The organism is Micromonospora sp. HM134, from assembly GCF_007833915.1.
GTDB lineage: Bacteria > Actinomycetota > Actinomycetes > Mycobacteriales > Micromonosporaceae > Micromonospora > Micromonospora wenchangensis.
On record NZ_CP041061.1, the window covers coordinates 6065630 to 6082569 of the forward strand.

General features: G+C 75.4%; 13 protein-coding genes and 1 pseudogene. 4 read left to right on the forward strand and 10 right to left on the reverse strand.

From position 1 onward, the window contains the following. Positions 1-88: 88 nt before the first annotated feature. From cobA to cobC, 3 genes are read right to left on the reverse strand one after another with little or no spacing between them, the layout of a single operon-like run. Positions 89-1429 carry a uroporphyrinogen-III C-methyltransferase gene (gene cobA, locus FJK98_RS26230; RefSeq protein WP_145921353.1) on the reverse strand — a complete coding sequence of 447 codons (1341 nt, stop codon included), beginning with the start codon at positions 1427-1429 and terminating at the stop codon, positions 89-91. Continuing rightward, positions 1426-2565 carry a nicotinate-nucleotide--dimethylbenzimidazole phosphoribosyltransferase gene (locus FJK98_RS26235; RefSeq protein ID WP_145923002.1) on the reverse strand — a complete coding sequence of 380 codons (1140 nt, stop codon included), beginning with the start codon at positions 2563-2565 and terminating at the stop codon, positions 1426-1428. Before FJK98_RS26235 ends, cobA begins: the two co-directional genes overlap by 4 nt. Continuing rightward, positions 2565-3701, reverse strand: coding sequence for an Rv2231c family pyridoxal phosphate-dependent protein CobC (cobC, locus tag FJK98_RS26240; protein WP_145921354.1), 1137 nt, complete (start codon positions 3699-3701; stop codon positions 2565-2567). The genes FJK98_RS26235 and cobC overlap by 1 nt, the downstream gene beginning before the upstream one ends. Before the next feature lie 166 nt (positions 3702-3867). Here cobC and FJK98_RS26245 point away from each other — a divergent pair, with 166 nt between their 5' ends. Further along, on the forward strand, positions 3868-6000 hold the full coding sequence (locus FJK98_RS26245; protein WP_145921355.1) for a transglycosylase domain-containing protein: 2133 nt from the start codon (positions 3868-3870) through the stop codon (positions 5998-6000). Positions 6001-6033: 33 nt separating this feature from the next. On the opposite strand, the gene FJK98_RS26250 is transcribed toward FJK98_RS26245, so the two are convergent. Beyond that, on the reverse strand, positions 6034-7464 hold the full coding sequence (locus tag FJK98_RS26250) for a cobyrinate a,c-diamide synthase (protein ID WP_370516924.1): 1431 nt from the start codon (positions 7462-7464) through the stop codon (positions 6034-6036). 128 nt (positions 7465-7592) lie between these two features. Between FJK98_RS26250 and FJK98_RS26255 the strand changes: the two genes are divergently transcribed. Next, positions 7593-8408 (forward strand): SURF1 family protein, encoded by an 816-nt coding sequence (locus tag FJK98_RS26255; protein ID WP_145921356.1) that lies wholly within the window; start codon positions 7593-7595, stop codon positions 8406-8408. Positions 8409-8831: 423 nt separating this feature from the next. Then, entirely contained in the window at positions 8832-9629 is a 798-nt protein-coding gene (locus tag FJK98_RS26260) for a hypothetical protein (protein WP_145921357.1), read from the forward strand. Positions 9630-9653: 24 nt separating this feature from the next. On the opposite strand, the gene FJK98_RS26265 is transcribed toward FJK98_RS26260, so the two are convergent. The 4 genes and pseudogenes from FJK98_RS26265 to FJK98_RS26280 form a co-directional block, all read right to left on the reverse strand. Then, complete coding sequence (locus FJK98_RS26265) at positions 9654-11252, reverse strand: ATP-dependent DNA ligase (protein WP_194821523.1); 1599 nt, start codon at positions 11250-11252, stop codon at positions 9654-9656. 103 nt (positions 11253-11355) lie between these two features. Beyond that, positions 11356-11562 carry a hypothetical protein gene (locus FJK98_RS26270; RefSeq protein ID WP_088646578.1) on the reverse strand — a complete coding sequence of 69 codons (207 nt, stop codon included), beginning with the start codon at positions 11560-11562 and terminating at the stop codon, positions 11356-11358. Between the two features lie 76 nt (positions 11563-11638). Then, positions 11639-12991: a dipeptidase gene (locus FJK98_RS26275; RefSeq protein ID WP_205789558.1), complete on the reverse strand. Its 1353-nt coding sequence runs from the start codon at positions 12989-12991 to the stop codon at positions 11639-11641. Next, a pseudogene (locus FJK98_RS26280) lies at positions 12984-13928 on the reverse strand (uridine kinase); the annotation flags it as partial. The gene FJK98_RS26275 and the pseudogene FJK98_RS26280, both read right to left, overlap by 8 nt. Between FJK98_RS26280 and FJK98_RS26285 the strand changes: the two are divergent. Beyond that, a complete protein-coding gene (locus tag FJK98_RS26285) occupies positions 13863-14264 on the forward strand; it encodes a rhodanese-like domain-containing protein (RefSeq protein WP_145923004.1) in 402 nt (133 codons plus the stop codon). The pseudogene FJK98_RS26280 and the gene FJK98_RS26285 overlap by 66 nt on opposite strands. A 117-nt stretch (positions 14265-14381) precedes the next feature. On the opposite strand, the gene FJK98_RS26290 is transcribed toward FJK98_RS26285, so the two are convergent. Both FJK98_RS26290 and FJK98_RS26295 read right to left on the reverse strand, forming a co-directional pair. Next, entirely contained in the window at positions 14382-15926 is a 1545-nt protein-coding gene (locus FJK98_RS26290; protein WP_145921360.1) for a cobyric acid synthase, read from the reverse strand. Continuing rightward, positions 15923-16918, reverse strand: coding sequence for a cobalamin biosynthesis protein (locus tag FJK98_RS26295; protein WP_145921361.1), 996 nt, complete (start codon positions 16916-16918; stop codon positions 15923-15925). The genes FJK98_RS26290 and FJK98_RS26295 overlap by 4 nt, the downstream gene beginning before the upstream one ends. Between the last annotated feature and the right edge of the window lie 22 nt (positions 16919-16940).

Genomic DNA, 16940 nt, shown 5'->3' on the forward strand with positions numbered 1-16940 from the left:
ACCGCCTCTTGTGGGCCGATGTAGCGGTGTCCCCCGTCGTGGATACCGCAACATCGGCCCAGGCGAGTCGATCAAGACGCGGGCGTGGTCAGGGCGTCAGGGCGTCGACCACGTCGCCGATCACCACGATGGCCGGGGGCCGCAGGCCCGCCGCGACCACGTCGGCCGCCACCGCGCCGAGCGTCGACCGCAGGCTGCGCTGCCCACCCGTGGTGCCCTCCTGGATCACCGCGACCGGGGTGGCCGCGTCCCGGCCGTGCCGGGTCAGGGTGTCGGCGATGGCGGCCAGGTTCTTGAGCCCCATCAGCACCACCAGGGTGCCCCGCAGACCGGCGAGGGCCTCCCAGCGCACCAGGGAGACCGGTGAGTCCGGGGCGACGTGCCCGGAGACCACCGTGAACTCGTGCGCCACCGACCGGTGGGTGACCGGGACACCGGCCACCGCCGGCACGGCCACCGCGCTGGTCACCCCGGGCACCACGGTCACCGGCACGCCGGCCGCCGCGCAGGCCAGCAGTTCCTCCCCGCCGCGCCCGAAGACGTACGGGTCGCCGCCCTTGAGCCGGACCACGACCTTCCCGGCGAGCGCCCGGTCGACCAGGATCCGGTTGATCTCCTCCTGAGCCCGGGACGGCCCGTAGGGGATCTTCGCCGCGTCGACCAGTTCGACGTCGGGGCGCAGTTCGTCCAGGAGCAGCCCGGGCACCAGCCGGTCGGCGACCACCACGTCCGCCTCGGTGAGCAGCCGCCACCCCTTGACGGTGATCAGCTCCGGGTCGCCCGGTCCCGCGCCGACCAGGGACACCCGCCCGACCGGCCCACCGGGCGGCACCGCCCCGCCGCCGGACCCGGCCGTCGCCGAAGGCTGCTGGTCCGCGACAGCCCCGGCCGGTGCCGGAGCCTGCGGGCCGCCGACACCCCCGGCCGGTGCCGGGGCGTCCCGGCTCGACCCTGCCGGGCCGACGGCCAGCCCGGTCCGCGCGGTGAGCAGCTCCCGGACGGCGTCCCGGACGGCCATCGCCCGGTGCGGGTCCCCCCCGCCCAGCACGGCCACCGTCACCGGTCCGTGCCGGGTCACCGCCGGGGTCCACGCGGTGGCCGCCGTCCGGTCGTCGGCCCGGACGCAGAAGATCCGCCGTTCGGCGGCGGCGGCGCTGACCGAGGCGGCGGCGTGCGGATCGTCCACCGCGACCTGGACCAGCCACGCCCCGTCGAGGTCGTCGGGGGCGAACCGGCGGGGTCGCCAGTGCAGCCGTCCGGCGTCGACGTGCGCGCGTAACGCGGGGGTGACCTCGGGGCTGACCAGCAGCACGTCGGCCCCGGCGTCCAGCAGGGCGGGTACCCGCCGGCTGGCCACGGCGCCGCCGCCCACCACGACCACCCGCCGCCCGGCGAGCCGCAGGCCGAGGGGGTACGGGTTGGTGCTCACTTCTCGGAGACCCCCGCCGCGTCGAAGGTGGCCACCTCGTGCAGCACCCGGACCGCGCCGGTGACCACCGGCAGGGCCAGCAGCGCGCCGGTGCCCTCGCCGAGGCGCAGGCCGAGGTCGACGAGCGGGTCGAGACCGAGGTGGCGCAGCGCCACGGTGGCGCCCGGCTCGGCGGAGCGGTGCCCGGCGACCATCGCGCCGACCGCGTCGGGGGCGAGGGCGGCGGCGGCCAGCGCGGCGGCGGCCGCGATCACCCCGTCGAGCAGCACCGGCACCCGGCGGGCCGCCGCACCGAGGATCAGGCCGGCCAGCGCCGCGTGCTCCAGGCCACCGACGGCGGCCAGCACCCCCAGCGGGTCGGCCGGGTCGGGCCGGTGCCGCTCCAGCGCCGTCCGCACCACGTCGACCTTGCGCCGGTACGTCTCGTCGTCCACCCCGGTGCCCCGGCCGGTGGCCGCCTCCGGGTCGACCCCGGTGAACGCGGCGACCAGCGCGGCGGCCGGCGTGGTGTTGGCGATCCCCATGTCGCCGGTGAGCAGCACCCCCGCCCCGGCGTCGAGCAGCTCACCGGCGACCCGGATGCCGGTCTCGACCGCCGCCCGCGCCTCGTCCCGGGTGAGCGCGGCGGTGACCGTCATGTCCCGGGTGCCACGCCGCACGTTCGCGTCGAGCAGGCGCGGCGGCGCCAGGGTGGTGCCGGTCGAGGCGGGCGCGGCGTCGGCGGGCACGACGTCGGCGGGCGTGGCGTTGTTGGGCGCGGGGTCGGCGGGTGGGAACGGCAGCGGGGTGGCCACGCCGACGTCGACCACGGTGACCGAGGCGCCGGCCTGCCTGGCGAACGCGTTGACGACCGCCCCGCCGGCCAGGAAGTTCCCGATCATCTGGGCGGTGACCTCCTGCGGCCACGGGGTGACCCGCTGGGCGTGCACGCCGTGGTCACCGGCGAAGATCGCCACCGCCGCCGGTTCGGGCAGCGGCGGCGGGCAGACCCCGGCCAGGCCGGCCAGGCGTACGGACAGCTCCTCCAGCGCGCCGAGCGAGCCGGCCGGCTTGGTCAGCCGGGCCTGGAGGTCCCGGGCGGCGGTCATCGCCACCGGGTCGGGCGGACCGATCTCCGCGATCGTCGTCTCCAACATCATGCCTCCAGGATCTCCGCCAGTACCTCGATGAACGCATCAGTGGTGGCCGGGTCGCGGACGGCGATCCGCAGCCAGTCCGGCCCCAGCCCGGGGAAGGTGTCGCCGCGGCGTACGGCCCAGCCCCGGTCGCGCAACGCCTGGCGTACCCGGTCGGCGCCGGGGCGGTGGACCAGGACGAAGGCGCTGGCCGGCCGGCCCGCGACGCGTACCCCGGGCAGGGCCGACAGGCGGCGCACCAGGTGGTCGCGGTCGGCGGCGAGCCGGGCGGCGATGGCGCGCTCGGCGGCGACGCCGGTCGGTGACGCGACGGCGGTGGCCGCGGCCAGCGCCGGGGTGGACACGGCCCACAGCGGCTGGACGGCGGCCAGCCGGTCCACCAGGGCGGCCTCGCCGAGCAGGTAGCCGATCCGCAGCCCGGCCAGCCCCCAGGTCTTGGTGAGGCTGCGCACCACGACCAGGCCGGGCAGGTCCCGGCGGGCGGCGAGGGACTCGGGTTCGCCGTCGACGCCGGGGGCGTCGGTGGTGTCGGCGAACGCCTCGTCGACGACGAGCACCCGGCCGGGCCGGGCCAGGGCGGCCAGGGCGGCGGCGGGGTGCAGCACCGAGGTCGGGTTGGTCGGGTTGCCGATCATGACCAGGTCGGCGTCGGCCGGCACCCGGGCCGGGTCGAGCCGGAAGTCGTCGTCCGGGTCGAGCAGGAGCCGTTCGACCCGGTGGCCGGCGGCCCGCAGCGCGGCCTCCGGTTCGGTGAACTGCGGGTGCACCACCACCGGGCGGCGTACCCCGGCCAGGGCGCGGGCGAGCAGCACGAAGCCCTCGGCGGCACCGGCGGTGAGCAGTACCTCCGCCGGTGGGCGGCCGTGCCGGGCGGCGACGGCGGCGCGGGCCGGCCGGGGGTCGGGGTAGCCGGCCAGGTCGGCGAGGGCGGCGGTGACCGGGGCGGCCAGCCAGTCCGGCATCGGGTCCCGGCGGACGTTGACGGCCAGGTCGACCAGGCCGGGGGTGGCCTCGGCGTCCCCGTGGTGGGCGAGATCCGGTCCGGGGTCGGCGGTCGTCCCGCGCGTCGTCGCCGGCACGTCGCCGCCGCCGTCCGGACCGGTCGACGGCGTGCCGCCGGTCAGTTGCCCATGCATGTCCGCGATCCTGCCGGGAAGCCGGCGCAGGGGACAGCCGATCCCGGGGTGGTCCACATCACGGCATGCCGGACTCTTCCCCCGCGGTCGCCGTCCCGGTCGGGGAACGCCCGAGCGTTCATGAATTCTTCTCATGGACGAATCGGAAATGTCATAACTTGACCAGGTGAGCAATCGACCCCTTGCTGCCGCTGGTCGTTCCGTTCCTCTCCTGCGTGCCGGGCTGATCGCCGGCATCGTGCTCGCCGCCGTGGCGTACCCGCTGGCCGCCGTGACCGGCCTGGGCGCCAAGGCCACCGCGCACGCCGTGGAGCACAAGACGAACATCCTGCGCACCGCCCTGCCCGCCGAGACGTCCTACCTCTACGCCCCAGACGGCACCACGATCCTGACGATGTTCTACGAGGAGTACCGGCAGTACACCAAGTTGTCGGACATGTCGCCGAACATCCAGCAGGCCATCGTCGCCGCCGAGGACAACCGCTTCTACCAGCACCGGGGCGTCGACCCCAAGGGCGTCGCCCGCGCCTTCGTGGCCAACGCCCGCTCCAGCGGCGTGTCCCAGGGCGCCTCCACCCTGACCATGCAGTACGTCCGGATGGCGCTACGGGACAGCGCGCAGACGCCGCAGGAGGTCCAGGAGGCCACCCAGCAGACCAGCCTGCGCAAGGTCAAGGAGATGCGGATGGCGCTGGACATCGAGAAGGAGCTGACCAAGGAGCAGATCCTGGAGCGCTACCTCAACTCGGCGTACTTCGGCCACCGGGCGTACGGCATCTACGCCGCGGCGCAGATCTTCTTCTCCAAGACCCCGGCCACGCTCACCCCGGTCGAGGCGGCCACCCTCGCCGGCCTGGTCAAGTCCCCCTCCGAGTACGACCCGCTCAGCTCCGACCAGAAGGAGGCCACCGGCCGGCGCAACTACGTCCTCGACAAGATGTCCCAACTCGGCTACCTGTCCCCGGACGCCGCCGCGGTCGCCAAGAGCGAACCCATCCGGACCCGGCCCACCACCCCCGCCAACGACTGCGCCTCGATCCCCGGCAAGTACAACACCTGGGGCTTCGCCTGCGACTACGTGAAGAACTGGTGGAGCGCGCAGCCCGCGTTCGGCGAGAACCGGCTGGAACGGATGGACAAGTTGCGCCGGGGCGGCTACCGGATCGTGCTGAGTCTCGACCCCAAGGTCCAGGCCGCCGCCGAGAAGAACGTCGGCGCGAAGGACGGCGTCGGCAGCCCCTTCGCCAACGGCATCGTGGTCGCCGAACCGGGCACCGGGCGGATCAAGGCGATGGCGGTGAACCGGACGTACTCCCTGGATGTCAGCCAGAACGGACCCAGCTCGAACCCCGAGGCCGACCCGAAGACGAAGGCGAACTACCCGAACACGGTCGCCCCGCTGCTCGGCGGCGGCACCCTCCCCGGTTACCAGGCCGGCTCGACGTTCAAGATGTTCCCGATGCTGGCCGCCCTGGACGCCGGGATGCCGCTGTCCACCGCGTTCGACTCGCCGTACCGGTACAAGTCCGCCGTGTACGACGGGTGGGCGCCGTCCAACGCCAGCGGGGCGATGACCGGCCGGCAGACCATGTGGTCCGGGTTCGGCAAGTCGGTGAACACCTACTTCGTCCAGTTGGAGGAGAAGATCGGCGCGGACCGGGGGGTGCACCTCGCCGAGCAGCTCGGCCTGCGCTGGCGTACCGACGTGGACAAGGACCAGGCGTCGCCCAGCAAGGCGAAGAAGTGGGGCGCGTTCACCCTGGGCGTCTCCGACGCCACCCCGCTGGAGATGGCCAACGCCTACGCCGCGATCGCCGCCGACGGGCGCTACTGCGAGGCGATGCCGGTCAACTCGATCACCAACCGGGACGGCACCCCGGCCACGTACAAGACCGCCGGTGGCATCGAACGGGAGGTCGCCAAGCCGCGCTGCCGGCAGGTGGTGAACGCCGACGCCGCCCGTGCCGCCACCGACGCGGCGCGCTGCCCCACCGGCGACACCCCGGCCAAGGGCAGCTGCGGCGGCTGGTCGACGGCGGACAGCGTCCGGGGCACGGTGGGCCGCCCGGTGGCCGGCAAGACCGGCACCACGGACAGCACCCGGTCGGCCTGGTTCGTCGGCTACACCCCGGAACTGGCGGCGGCGAGCTTCATCGCCGACCCGGACAACCCGTTCAACGCCGTCGGTGACGGGCAGTCCCAGGTCCCGGTCAACGCGGTCGCCCAGACCCTGCGCGACGGTCTCAAGGGCACCCCGACCCGCCAGTTCACCCCACCGTCGGACGCCATCGTCGGCTGAGGCGGGGGCGGCCGGCCGAGGCTGGCCGGCCGGTCAGGCCGGTGCGGCGACGCCCTCGACCGGCGAGGGCAGCGCCGCCGCCGTCACCAACCGGGTCGCGATCTCGGGGTACGCCGCCCAGTGCAGGCCGAGCTGGGAGGCGTGCACCCCCCGCCAGACGAAGCCCTCGGGCGTGCCGCCCTCCCAACTCCAGGCGGCCCGCTGCCCGGAGCGGGGGGTGAGCACCGCGCCGTGCTGCTTGTAGCCCACCACCGTCGCACCGGTACGGGCGACCGCGCTGTCGGACAGGGCGGTCGCCTCCCGGTAACCGACCACCAGGCCGTCCCGGCTCGCGCCGATCGCGTCCAGCACCCCGCACATCGGCAGCCCGTCCAGCTCCCGGGCCAGCCACAGCAGACCGGTGCCCTCGGCGATCACCGGCCGGCCGGTGCGGGCCAGTTCAGCCACCGCGATGCACAGCCGCCGGTTGGCCGACAGGTCCCGCGCGTACGACTCGGGCAGCGCGCCCCCGACGACCAGCGCGCGGGTGCCGGCGGGCAACGCCTCGTCGCGCAGCGGGTCGACGGTGACCACCTGGGCCCCGGCACCCCGCAGCAGCTCGGCGGTCTCCGGGTGGCTGTAGCTGCCGCCGGGGCCGCCGGCGAGCGCCACCACCGGCGCGTCCCCCACCGGAGCGGCGGACACCGGCGACCAGGACGGGACGGAGAGCGCCGGGGCCGAGCGGGCCAACCCGAGCAGCCGTTCCAGGTCGACCGTTCCGGCGACCGCCTCGCCGAGCCGGCGCACCGCGCGGGACGCCTCGGCGTCGCGGCCGAGGACCGGCACCACGCCGTGCCGGCGGGCGGGCAGCACCGGGGGCAGTTCGTGCCGGCGCAGCGCGCCGTAGACCGGCATCCCGACGTCGTCGAGCGCCTCCCGGAGCATGGCCTCGTGCCGGCCGGAGGCGACCTGGGTGAGGATCACCCCACCCAACCAGAGCTGCTCGTCGTACGAGCGGAAGCCGTGCACCAGGGCAGCCACCGACTGCCCCATCGCCGCCACGTCGATCACCAGCACGACGGGGCTACGCAGCGCGGTCGCCACGGCGGCCGTGGATTCCGCCTCGGGGCGGCCCGCGACCGAGTCGTACAGCCCCATGGTGCCCTGGACCAGGGCCAACGCGGCACCCTGCGCGCCGTACGCGAAAAGGGGCCCGAGCCGGTCGCCGCCGATCAGCCGGGGGTCGAGGGTGCGGCCGGGACGGCCGGCGGCCAGGCCGAGGTAGGCGGCGTCGACGTGGTCCGGGCCGACCTTGAAACCGGCGACATCGAGCCCCCGGTCGGCGAGGGCGGCGAGCAGACCGACGGACAACGCGTTGGTGCCGTGACCGGAGGACGGCGCGCTGAACACGAGGCGCGGCACGGCGGTCATCATCGACTCCTCGGTGGCGACGGGCGGTGGCTCGCGGACGGCCGGGAGGAACACCGGCGGCGATCCGCAGGCGTGACCATACCCGCCCCCGGCGACAGGCGGAGACCGCCGATCCGACGGCGTACGGGCCGGTGCCGGGCCGTCGCGCAGGGTGGCGTCGGTCATACGGGTAGCCTCATGCTGTGTACCGGTTCCTGCTGACCCCACGCTGGCTGGGCATCCTCGCGCTGACCCTGGTCGCCGCCGCCGTCATGGTGCTGCTCGGCAACTGGCAGCTGGACCGCTACCGGGAACGTACCGCCGTCAACGAGCGCATCGACGCCGGCACCGCCGGCACCCCCGCACCGCTGCGGTCGACGCTGCCGGCCCCCACCGGGGGCGCGGGCACGGTCGGTCCGGCCCCCGCCGCGCAGGCCGAGTGGAGCCGGGTCACCGTCACCGGCCGGTACGACGCCTCGAACGTCATCCTGATCCGGGGCCGGACGGTGGAGAGCCGGGTCGGCTTCGAGGTGCTCGCCCCGCTGGTGCTCGACGACGGCACGGCCGTGCTGGTCGACCGGGGATGGGTTCCCCCGGCGCCCGGCGGCGCGCTGGCCATGCCCGAGGTGCCGGCGCTGCCGACCGGTCAGGTGACCGTCGTCGGCCGGGTGCACCCCACCGAGAGCGGCGGCAACGGCGTGGACCGGCGCGACGGCCGGTTGGAGACCCGTCGGGTGACCGTGGACAAGCTGGCCCGGGAACTGCCGTACCCGCTGCACGGGGCCTACCTGCTGCTCGACGAGCAGACCCCGGCGAACGACCCGGCGTTCCGGGCGGTGCCGATCGGGCACACGAACAACTGGCAGAACTTCGGCTACGTCGTCCAGTGGTGGTTGTTCGCCGCGATGACGCTGTTCGGCTACGGCTGGGTGGCCCGGCGGGAGGCCCGCCGGGCCGCCGGCCTGGACGCGCCGAAGCCCCCCGTCGACCGGGCCGCCGAACCGGCCGCCTCCGCCTGACCACCGCCCCTGCCGGACCGCCCGCCCGCCAGGCTGTTCCGCCCGCCAGGCTGCCCCGCCCACCAGGCTGCCCCGCCCGCCGAACTGCCCGGCCCCGCCAGGCTGCCCGCCATACGGCACCAGCCGGGCGGCCTCCCACCATGGGTGCGCGTCCTTTCGAGCTGATGACGTCACGACATCACCCGGTCGAGTGCCGGAGCCGCGCGATTCGGTCCACCACTCCCGGTCGGCCCTGACTCGTTCTCGTCATCACCTCGAAAGGACCCACGACAGTCACCCACCCGGCCGGGGCGACCGGCTGGCGGTGGCTGCACCGGGCCCTCTGCGGGCCGCCGTGCCCCGGGGTCGGAACCACGCCGGGACGCGGGACGGCGGCGGACGCTGTATGGTCCGCAGGATGTCCAACGCGCGTGAGGTGTCGCGGTGACCTCCGACCCCGCCCCGTCGTACCCGTCCGATCCGCCCACGCAGGCGAGCCCTGCCTCCGACCCGTGGGCACCGTCGCCGGACGCGCCCCCGGCGGCCTTCCCCGCAGCACCGGATGCCTTCCCGGCGCCCCCGGCGGTACCGGCGCAGCAGACGCCTCCCACGGCCCCGTTCCCGGCCACGCCTCCCCCGGCGGCACCGCTCGACCCCTCCACCCCGTCGCCGGCCGGACCGTACTCGGCCCCACCGGCGCAGTTCTCCGGCCCGCCGGCCCAGTTCTCCGCACCGCCCGCGCAGTTCTCCGCGCTGCCGGCCCAGTTCTCCGCGCCGCCGGCACCGTTCCCGGCACCGGCCGGGGTCGACCCGTACGCCGCGCCGGTGGGCCAGCCTGGGCCGTACCCGCCGCAGTTCACCCCGCCGCTGCCGGGGGCGGCGGGCGGTCAGCAGCCGGCGGCGGTGCAGATCGGCGAGATCATGGTGAGTCCGCCGGTGATCCGTACCCCGGCCGGGGTGATGCCCCTGGCCGGCGCCACCTGGTACGTGACCGACCACTGGCAGCGGGAGGAGAAGATCGCCAGTTGGGCGATCGTCTGCGCCATCCTCGGCTTCTTCTGCCTCACCATCTTCAGCCTGCTCTTCCTGCTGATCAAGGAGACCCGGTACCACGGCACGGTGCAGGTGACGGTGACCAGCGGCGGCCACCAGTACGTGGCCCGTATCCCGGTCGTCGACCAGGGGCAGGTGCAGCAGATCAACAACCAGGTCAACTACGCCCGGTCGCTGTCCACGGTCTGAACCGGCCGTCCCGCCGGGTGCGGCTCAGTCGGTGGGCCGCCCGGCGTGCAGCGCCCGGACCGTGTCGATGGTGTCCGCCTCGGCGGCCGACTTGTCGTCGCGGTAACGCAGCACCCGGGCGAACCGGAGCGCCACCCCTCCCGGGTAGCGGGTGCTGGCGAGCACCCCGTCGAAGGCGATCTCGACCACCTGCTCGGGGCGGACCCGCACCACCCAGTCACCGCGTTCCACGGCCAGCCCGAGGAAGCGTTCGGTCTGCCAACGCAACAGGTCGTCGGTGAGGCCCTTGAAGGTCTTGCCGAGCATGACGAACTCGCCGGTGCGCGGGTCCCGGGCACCGAGGTGGAGGTTGGACAGCCACCCCTCCCGCCGGCCGCTGCCCCACTCGACCGCCAGCACGACCAGGTCGAGGGTGTGCCGGGGCTTGACCTTGACCCAGGCGGTGCCCCGTCGACCGGCGTCGTAGGGCGCGTCCGGCGACTTGACCACCACCCCCTCCTGGCCGGCGTCGAGCGCGGCGGCGAACACCGCACCGGCCTGCTCGGGGTCCTCCACCTCGGCCCGGCCGACCAGCAGCGACCCGTCGACGACGTCGGCGAGGCGGGCCCACCGCTGCCGGCCCGGCAGGTCGATCAGGTCGTCGCCGTCGAGGTGCAGCAGGTCGAAGAAGTACGGCGTGAGCGCGGTCGCCTCGGCCAGCGGGGCCACGTCGGCCGCTGCGGCGGCACCGCCGGCGGAGGTGACCCCGGTCGCGGCGGCGGTGGCCCGTCGGGCCGCCCGGCTGGAGGTCTGCGGGAACGGCAGCGGACGGCCGGCGGTGTCCAACCCGATCGCCTCGCCGTCGAGCACCACGTCGCGGACCGGCAGGGCGCGTACGGCGGCGACCACCCCGGGCACCCGGGCGGTGATCTCGTCGAGGCTGCGGGTGAAGACCGCGACGTCGTCGCCGGAGCGGTGCACCTGGATGCGGATGCCGTCGAGTTTGACGTCGACCACGGCCGGGACCCCGGTGGCCTGGAGCGCGGCGTCGACCGAGGGCGCGCTCTGGGCCAGCATCGGCGCGAGCGGGCGGCCCACCTGGAGCCCGAACCCGGCCAGCGCGGCGGCCCCGCCGGTGCGGGCGGCCAGCGCGACGGCCCGCAGGTCACCGGCGAGCAGCAGGGCGCGGCGTACCGCCGTCACCGGGACGTCGGCGGCCTTGGCGACGGCGTCGGCGAGCAGGCCCGCCTGGGCGCCCTGGCGCAGTTCGCCCCGGAAGAGGTCGACCAGCAGCCGCTGCTCGTCGGCGGTGGCGGCACCGAAGAGGGCGGCGAGCAGGTGCCGGCGACGGGCCTGGGAGCCCGGCCCGTGCACGGCGGCGATCTCGTCGATCGCCGCGTCGACGGCGGTCACGGTCAGGGTCGGCTCGGCGGCCGGCGGCGGCAGGTCGCGCAGGCTGGCCCAGCCCACGCCGGTCTGCCGCTGGCGCAGCTCACCGGCGAGGTAGCCGGAGCCGACCGACACCTCGGACGGGTCGAGCGCCCGCAACGCGTCGGCCAGCAACTCCACCTTGGCCCGCCGGCCGGAGGTGGCCGCGACGGCCGCGGAGGTGGCTGCCAGGTCGAGGAACCGCACGCACCTCATCCTGCCAGCCACCCCCGACATCACCCGGGTATTGCCGTACCCGGGCCGTCCCGATCCGGCCGTCCTCCCCAGTGGCACCGGGTGTGGCCACCCGGACCACGGCTCAGACCGAGACGGGCTCCTCGATGCGCAGCCCACGGGCGCGGACGCCGTCGGCGACCCGGGACAGCACGCCGTCCAGGGCGACCAACACGGCCGAGAGCTCGCCGAGCTGTTCCTTGAGCGTGTCCTCGGGCCACGCGGAGACGTCGACGTCCCCCAGAGCGCTCACGGCGGCTTCCAGCCGCGTCATCACGTCGTTCGTACGCATGTTCGAAGGCTATACCAGGCCGTCGTCCGACACGCCGCGAACTCCGACATCGACCCCGAAGTTATGGTTCCGCGACCTAACCGGCCTGCCGCCCCTGCTCGGCCACCTTCGCCAGCAGCAGCGCCTCCGCCAGGCAGACCCGGGTGAACTCGCCGAGGTGCAGGCTCTCGTTGGGGCCGTGCGCCCGCGCGTGCGGGTCCTCCACCCCGGTGACCAGGATCGCCGCCTGCGGGAACATCTCCTGGAAGGTGGCGATGAACGGGATCGACCCGCCGACGCCGATGTCCACCGGCTCGGTGCCGTCCCAGGCGGCCCGGAACGCCGCGCGGGCGGCGTCGAACACCGGCCCCGACGCGTCGATGACGCACGGGTCACCGTCGTGCTCCAGGGTCACCGCCACCCGGGCGCCCCACGGCGCGTGCTTCTCCAGGTGGGTACGCACCGCGTCGTACGCCCGCTTGGGGTCGTCGCCCGGCGCCAGCCGTACGCTCAGCTTGGCCTTCGCCGCCGGGACCAGCGCGTTCGGCGCCTCGCCGGTGGCCGGGGCGTCGATGCCGAGCACCGCCACCGCCGGTCGGGTCCAGAGCCGGTCGGTGATCCGGCCGGTGCCGATCAGCGACACCCCCTCGACCAGCCCGGCCTCGGCCCGGAACCGGTCCTCCGGATAGTCGACGGCGGCCCCCGCCCGGCCGGTCAGGCCCTCGACGGCCACGTCGCCGGCGTCGTCGTGCAGGGTCGCCAGCAGGCGGACCAGCGCGGTCAACGCGTCCGGCACGGCACCGCCGAACATGCCGCTGTGCACCGCGTGGTCCAGGGTGCGCAGCTCGACGAACAGGTTGACCACGCCGCGCAGCGAGGTGGTCAGGGCCGGCACGCCCACGTCCCAGTTGGTGGAGTCGGCGATCACGATGACGTCCGAGGCGATCTCCTCGCGGTGCTCGGTGAGCAGCCGCGGAAGCGAGTCCGAGCCGTACTCCTCCTCGCCCTCGATGAACAGCACCACGCCGACCGGGAGCCGGTCGCCGAAGGCGCGCAGGGCGGCGACGTGCGCCATGATGCCGGCCTTGTCGTCGGCCGCGCCGCGCCCGTAGAGGCGGCCGTCCCGCTCGACCGGCTCGAACGGCTCGGACTCCCACAGCGACAGGTCGCCGACGGGCTGGACGTCATGGTGGGCGTACATGAGCACGGTGGGCGCGCCGGGCGGGGCAGCCTTCGTCCCGATCACGGCGGGCTGACCGCCCGACCGCACGATCCGTACGTCGAGACCGCAGCCGCGCAGCAACTCGGCGACCGCCTCGGCGGAGCGCTCGACGTACGAGTGGTCGAACCCCTCGAACGCGATGCCGGGGATGCGGACGAGACGTTCCAGGTCGGCACGGACCCCGGGCAGTTCCCGCGCGACGGCGGCCCGTACCTCGGACTCGGACATGATCGGTGAGGTCATGACCGGCATCGTATGCCGGCCTTACCGCGAGCCACCCGGCGAGCCGGAACCCGCAGTCGGGCCGGACCGCCGACCGGCCCCGGCCGCCGGCCCGACGACCGGACCGGGAGCACCGACGGGTGCCGGGCGGCGGACGTAGTAGTGGTCCCGGTCGTGCGGCAGGGTCGGTGCGCCGTCGACCACCAGGTCGACCGCGTCGGCGGTCCGGTCGGCGGCGAAGTGGGCCGCCTCACCCGCGTGCCAGCGCCACAGTTCCGCCAGCAGGTGCGCACCGTCGCGGTCCAGCGCGCGGCGCAACCGCACCGGCTCCGGCGCGGTCACCTGCACCGACAGGGTCAGCTCCGGGCGGATCGCCGCCCGCGCCGCGCTCACCCCCTCCAGCAGCAGCACCGGCGCGACCGGCACCGGCACCTCGCGGGGCAGGAACGCCCGGCGCACCCAGCTGTACCGCCGGTAGGAGCCCGGTCGCCCGGCCCGCAGCGGGGTGAGCACCCGTTCCTCCAGTCGGGTCCAGAAGGTGAACTGGTCGTCCCAGCCGTCGAGCAGGTCGTCGGTGTGCACCACCGGTGGCCGCCCGCCGTCGGGCAGGCCGGCCAGGGCGTCCGCGAGGCACGCGGTGAAGACGCTCTTGCCCGCGCCGCTGGGCCCGTCGACGGCCACCAGTCGGGTACGCCCCAACCGGGCCGGCCCGGCGAGCACCCGCCGGGCCAGCGTCGCGTACGCCTCGACCAGGGCCACCGTCACACCGGTGACGCTAGTGGGTGTCCCCCGTGAGCCTGGTTCCGCCGTGGGGAGTGCGGTTCGTCGGGCGGGGCCGTGGGTGCCGGGGCATGATCTGGACGTGCTCAATGACGTGATGAGTCCCGGCGTGGACGCCCTGCTGGAACAGGCCCGGGCCGGGCTGCGACGGTTGAGTCCTCACCAGACGGTCGAGGCGGTACGGGCGGGTGCGCTGCTGGTCGACACGCGTACCGAGGGGCAACGCCGGGAGCAGGGGGAACTGCCCGGCGCGATCGTCATCGACCGGACGGTGCTGGAGTGGCGGCTGGACCCGGCCAGCGAGTGGCGCATCCCCGAGGCGACGGGCTACGACCGGGAGATCGTGGTGGCCTGCCGGCACGGTTACAGCTCCAGTCTGGCGGCGGCGAGCCTGCAGGCGTTGGGCCTGCGCAACGCCACCGACATGACCGGCGGCGTGCAGGCGTGGCAGGAGGCCGGGTTGCCGCTGTCCGACCAGCCCGCCGACGTACGTCGCTGACGACCGGCACGACGACGGCCCGACCGACCGGCCCGACACGGACGGCAGCGGGCGCGGACCGGGGTTCCCAGCGGGCGCGGGCGCGGACCGGGCGTCCGGCCGGGGCGGGCAGGATGGTCAGGTCGTCGGTGGTGCGCCGGGTGGGATGAACGGCAGATCGGCGGGGGCGCCGGTCTCGATGAGCCGCCACAGCGCGGCGGTGTCGAGGTGCTCCTCGACCAGGTCGCCGAGCAGGTCGAGGGAGCGTTCGCGGGCGGCGTCGAAACTGGTGCCCGGTGCGACGGTGAAGCCGTGCCGACAAGCCGACCGGGCCACCTCGGTCAGGAACCGGCGGCGGAACTCGTCGGACTCGAACGCGCCGTGCCAGTGGGTGCCGTGCACCGCGCCGAGCCGCGCGCCCTCGGGGCGGCCGTCGGCGTGGTGCAGCAGCGGCGGCAGGTCCGCGTCGGCGGTGGAGACGTACCCGTGGTGGATCTCGTAGCCGCGTACCGGGACGTCCGGCGCGGCGGTGCCGACGGCGGGGCGGACGGTCTTGACCGGGTCGAAGGTGATCTCGATGGGGAGCAGGCCCAGGCCGGGGACGCTGCCCCGGCGGCTCTCCACCGGGTCGTGGATGGCCGTGGCCAGCATCTGGAAGCCGCCGCAGATGCCCAGCAGCGGCCGGCCGGCGGCGGCGTGCGCGGTGACCGCCTCGGCGAGCCCGGTCTCCCGCAGCCAGGCCAGGTCGGCGACGGTGGACTTCGAGCCGGGCAGGACGACCAGGTCGGCGGCGGCCAGTTCGGCGGGCTCGACGGTGAGCCGGACCCGCACGCCCGGTTCGGTGGCGAGGGCCTCCACGTCGGTGGCGTTGCTGATCCGGGGCAGCCGGACCACCGCCACGTCGAGCCAGTCGGTGCCGTGCGGGGCGGCGGGCCGGCCGAGCACCCGGCCGTAGGCGAGCGAATCCTCCGCGTCGAGCCACAGGTCGAGGTGCCAGGGCAGCACCCCGTAGGTGGGCCGGCCGGTCACCCGGTGCAGCATGTCGAGCCCGGGGCGGAGCAGCCCGAGATCACCCCGGAACTTGTTGATCACGAAGCCGGCGATCAGCGCCTGGTCGGCGGGGTCGAGCAGGGCCACCGTGCCGAACATCGAGGCGAACACGCCGCCCCGGTCGATGTCGCCGACCACGATCGTGGGGAGACCGGCGTGCCGGGCGAGCCCCATGTTGACGTAGTCGCCGGCCCGCAGGTTGATCTCGGCGGGGCTGCCCGCCCCCTCGCAGATCACCACGTCGTACGTCGCCCGCAGTTCGGCCAGGGCCGCGTACGCCGTCTCGGCGAGCTTCGGACGCAGGGCCCGGAAGTTGCCGGCGGTGACCGTGTCGACGGCCTCGCCGAGCAGCACCACCTGACTGGCCAGGTCGCTGCCGGGCTTGAGCAGCACCGGGTTGAACCGCAGGTCGGGGACGAGACCGCAGGCGGCGGCCTGCATCGCCTGGGCCCGCCCGATCTCGCCGCCCCGCCCGTCCGGGCCGACCACGACGGCGGAGTTGTTGGACATGTTCTGCGCCTTGAACGGGGCCACGGCGACGCCGGCCCGGTGCAGCCAGCGGCAGATGCCGGCGGTGAGCACGCTCTTGCCCGCGTCGGAGGTGGTGCCCGCGACGAGCAGCCCGCCGCTCACCGACCCCGCCCCCCACCCCACAGCGCGCCACCGGCGGCGGCGACCAGCCGCCCCCCGGTCGTCGGCCAGGCAGCAGCCAACGCGAGGGCGGCCAGGCCGACCGTGCCGGAGAGCCGGGCGGCCCGCTTGAGGTGCCGCGCCTCGGGGCGTGGGCCGTCGCCGAGGAACGGCCGCACCTCGGACCGCCCGAAGTAGACGTTCCGGCCGCCGAGCCGGACTCCCAGCGCGCCGGCCATGGCCGCCTCGCACTGCCCGGCGTTGGGGCTGGGGTGGTCGTTGCGGTCCCGACGCCAGACCTGCCAGGCCCGCTCCCGGTCGCCGTGCACGGTGGGCGCGGCAGCCACGGTGAGCAGCCCGGTCAGTCGGGCCGGCAGCAGGTTGAGCAGGTCGTCGAGCCGGGCGGCCGGGGTGCCGAACCGGGCGTAGCGCGGTGAGCGGTGCCCGACCATCGCGTCGAGGGTGTTGGCCGCCCGGTAGCCGAGCAGGCCGGGCAGCCCGGCGAGGGCGCCCCAGAACAGCGGCGCGACGACGGCGTCGGAGGTGTTCTCGGCCACCGACTCGACGGTGGCGCGGGCCAGCTCGCCCTCGTCGAGCCGGGACGGGTCCCGACCGCAGAGGTGCCCGAGCCGGTGCCGGGCCGCCGGCAGGTCACCGGCGCGCAGCGCCGCGCCCATCACGGTCGCCTCGTGGCGCAGGGTCCGCCCGCCGAGCACCGTCCAGGTGCCGGCGGCCACGGCCAGGGCCCGGGCCACCGGGTGTCGCCGGGTGGCCCGGCTGACCGCCGCCCCGAGCAGCACCGGCCCGCCCACCGCGGCGGCGGTGAAGAGCGCTCCCGCCCGGCGGTCGGCGCGGTAGACCCGCCGTTCCAGGGCACCGGCGGCCCGACCGAAGCCGGCCACCGGATGCCAGCGCCGAGGATCGCCGAGCAGGCTGTCCAGCGCGTACCCGGCCAGCAGCCCGACCGTGTCCGCCGTCGCTGTGCGTCGCCCCACCCGTCACCACCTCCGGCCGGCC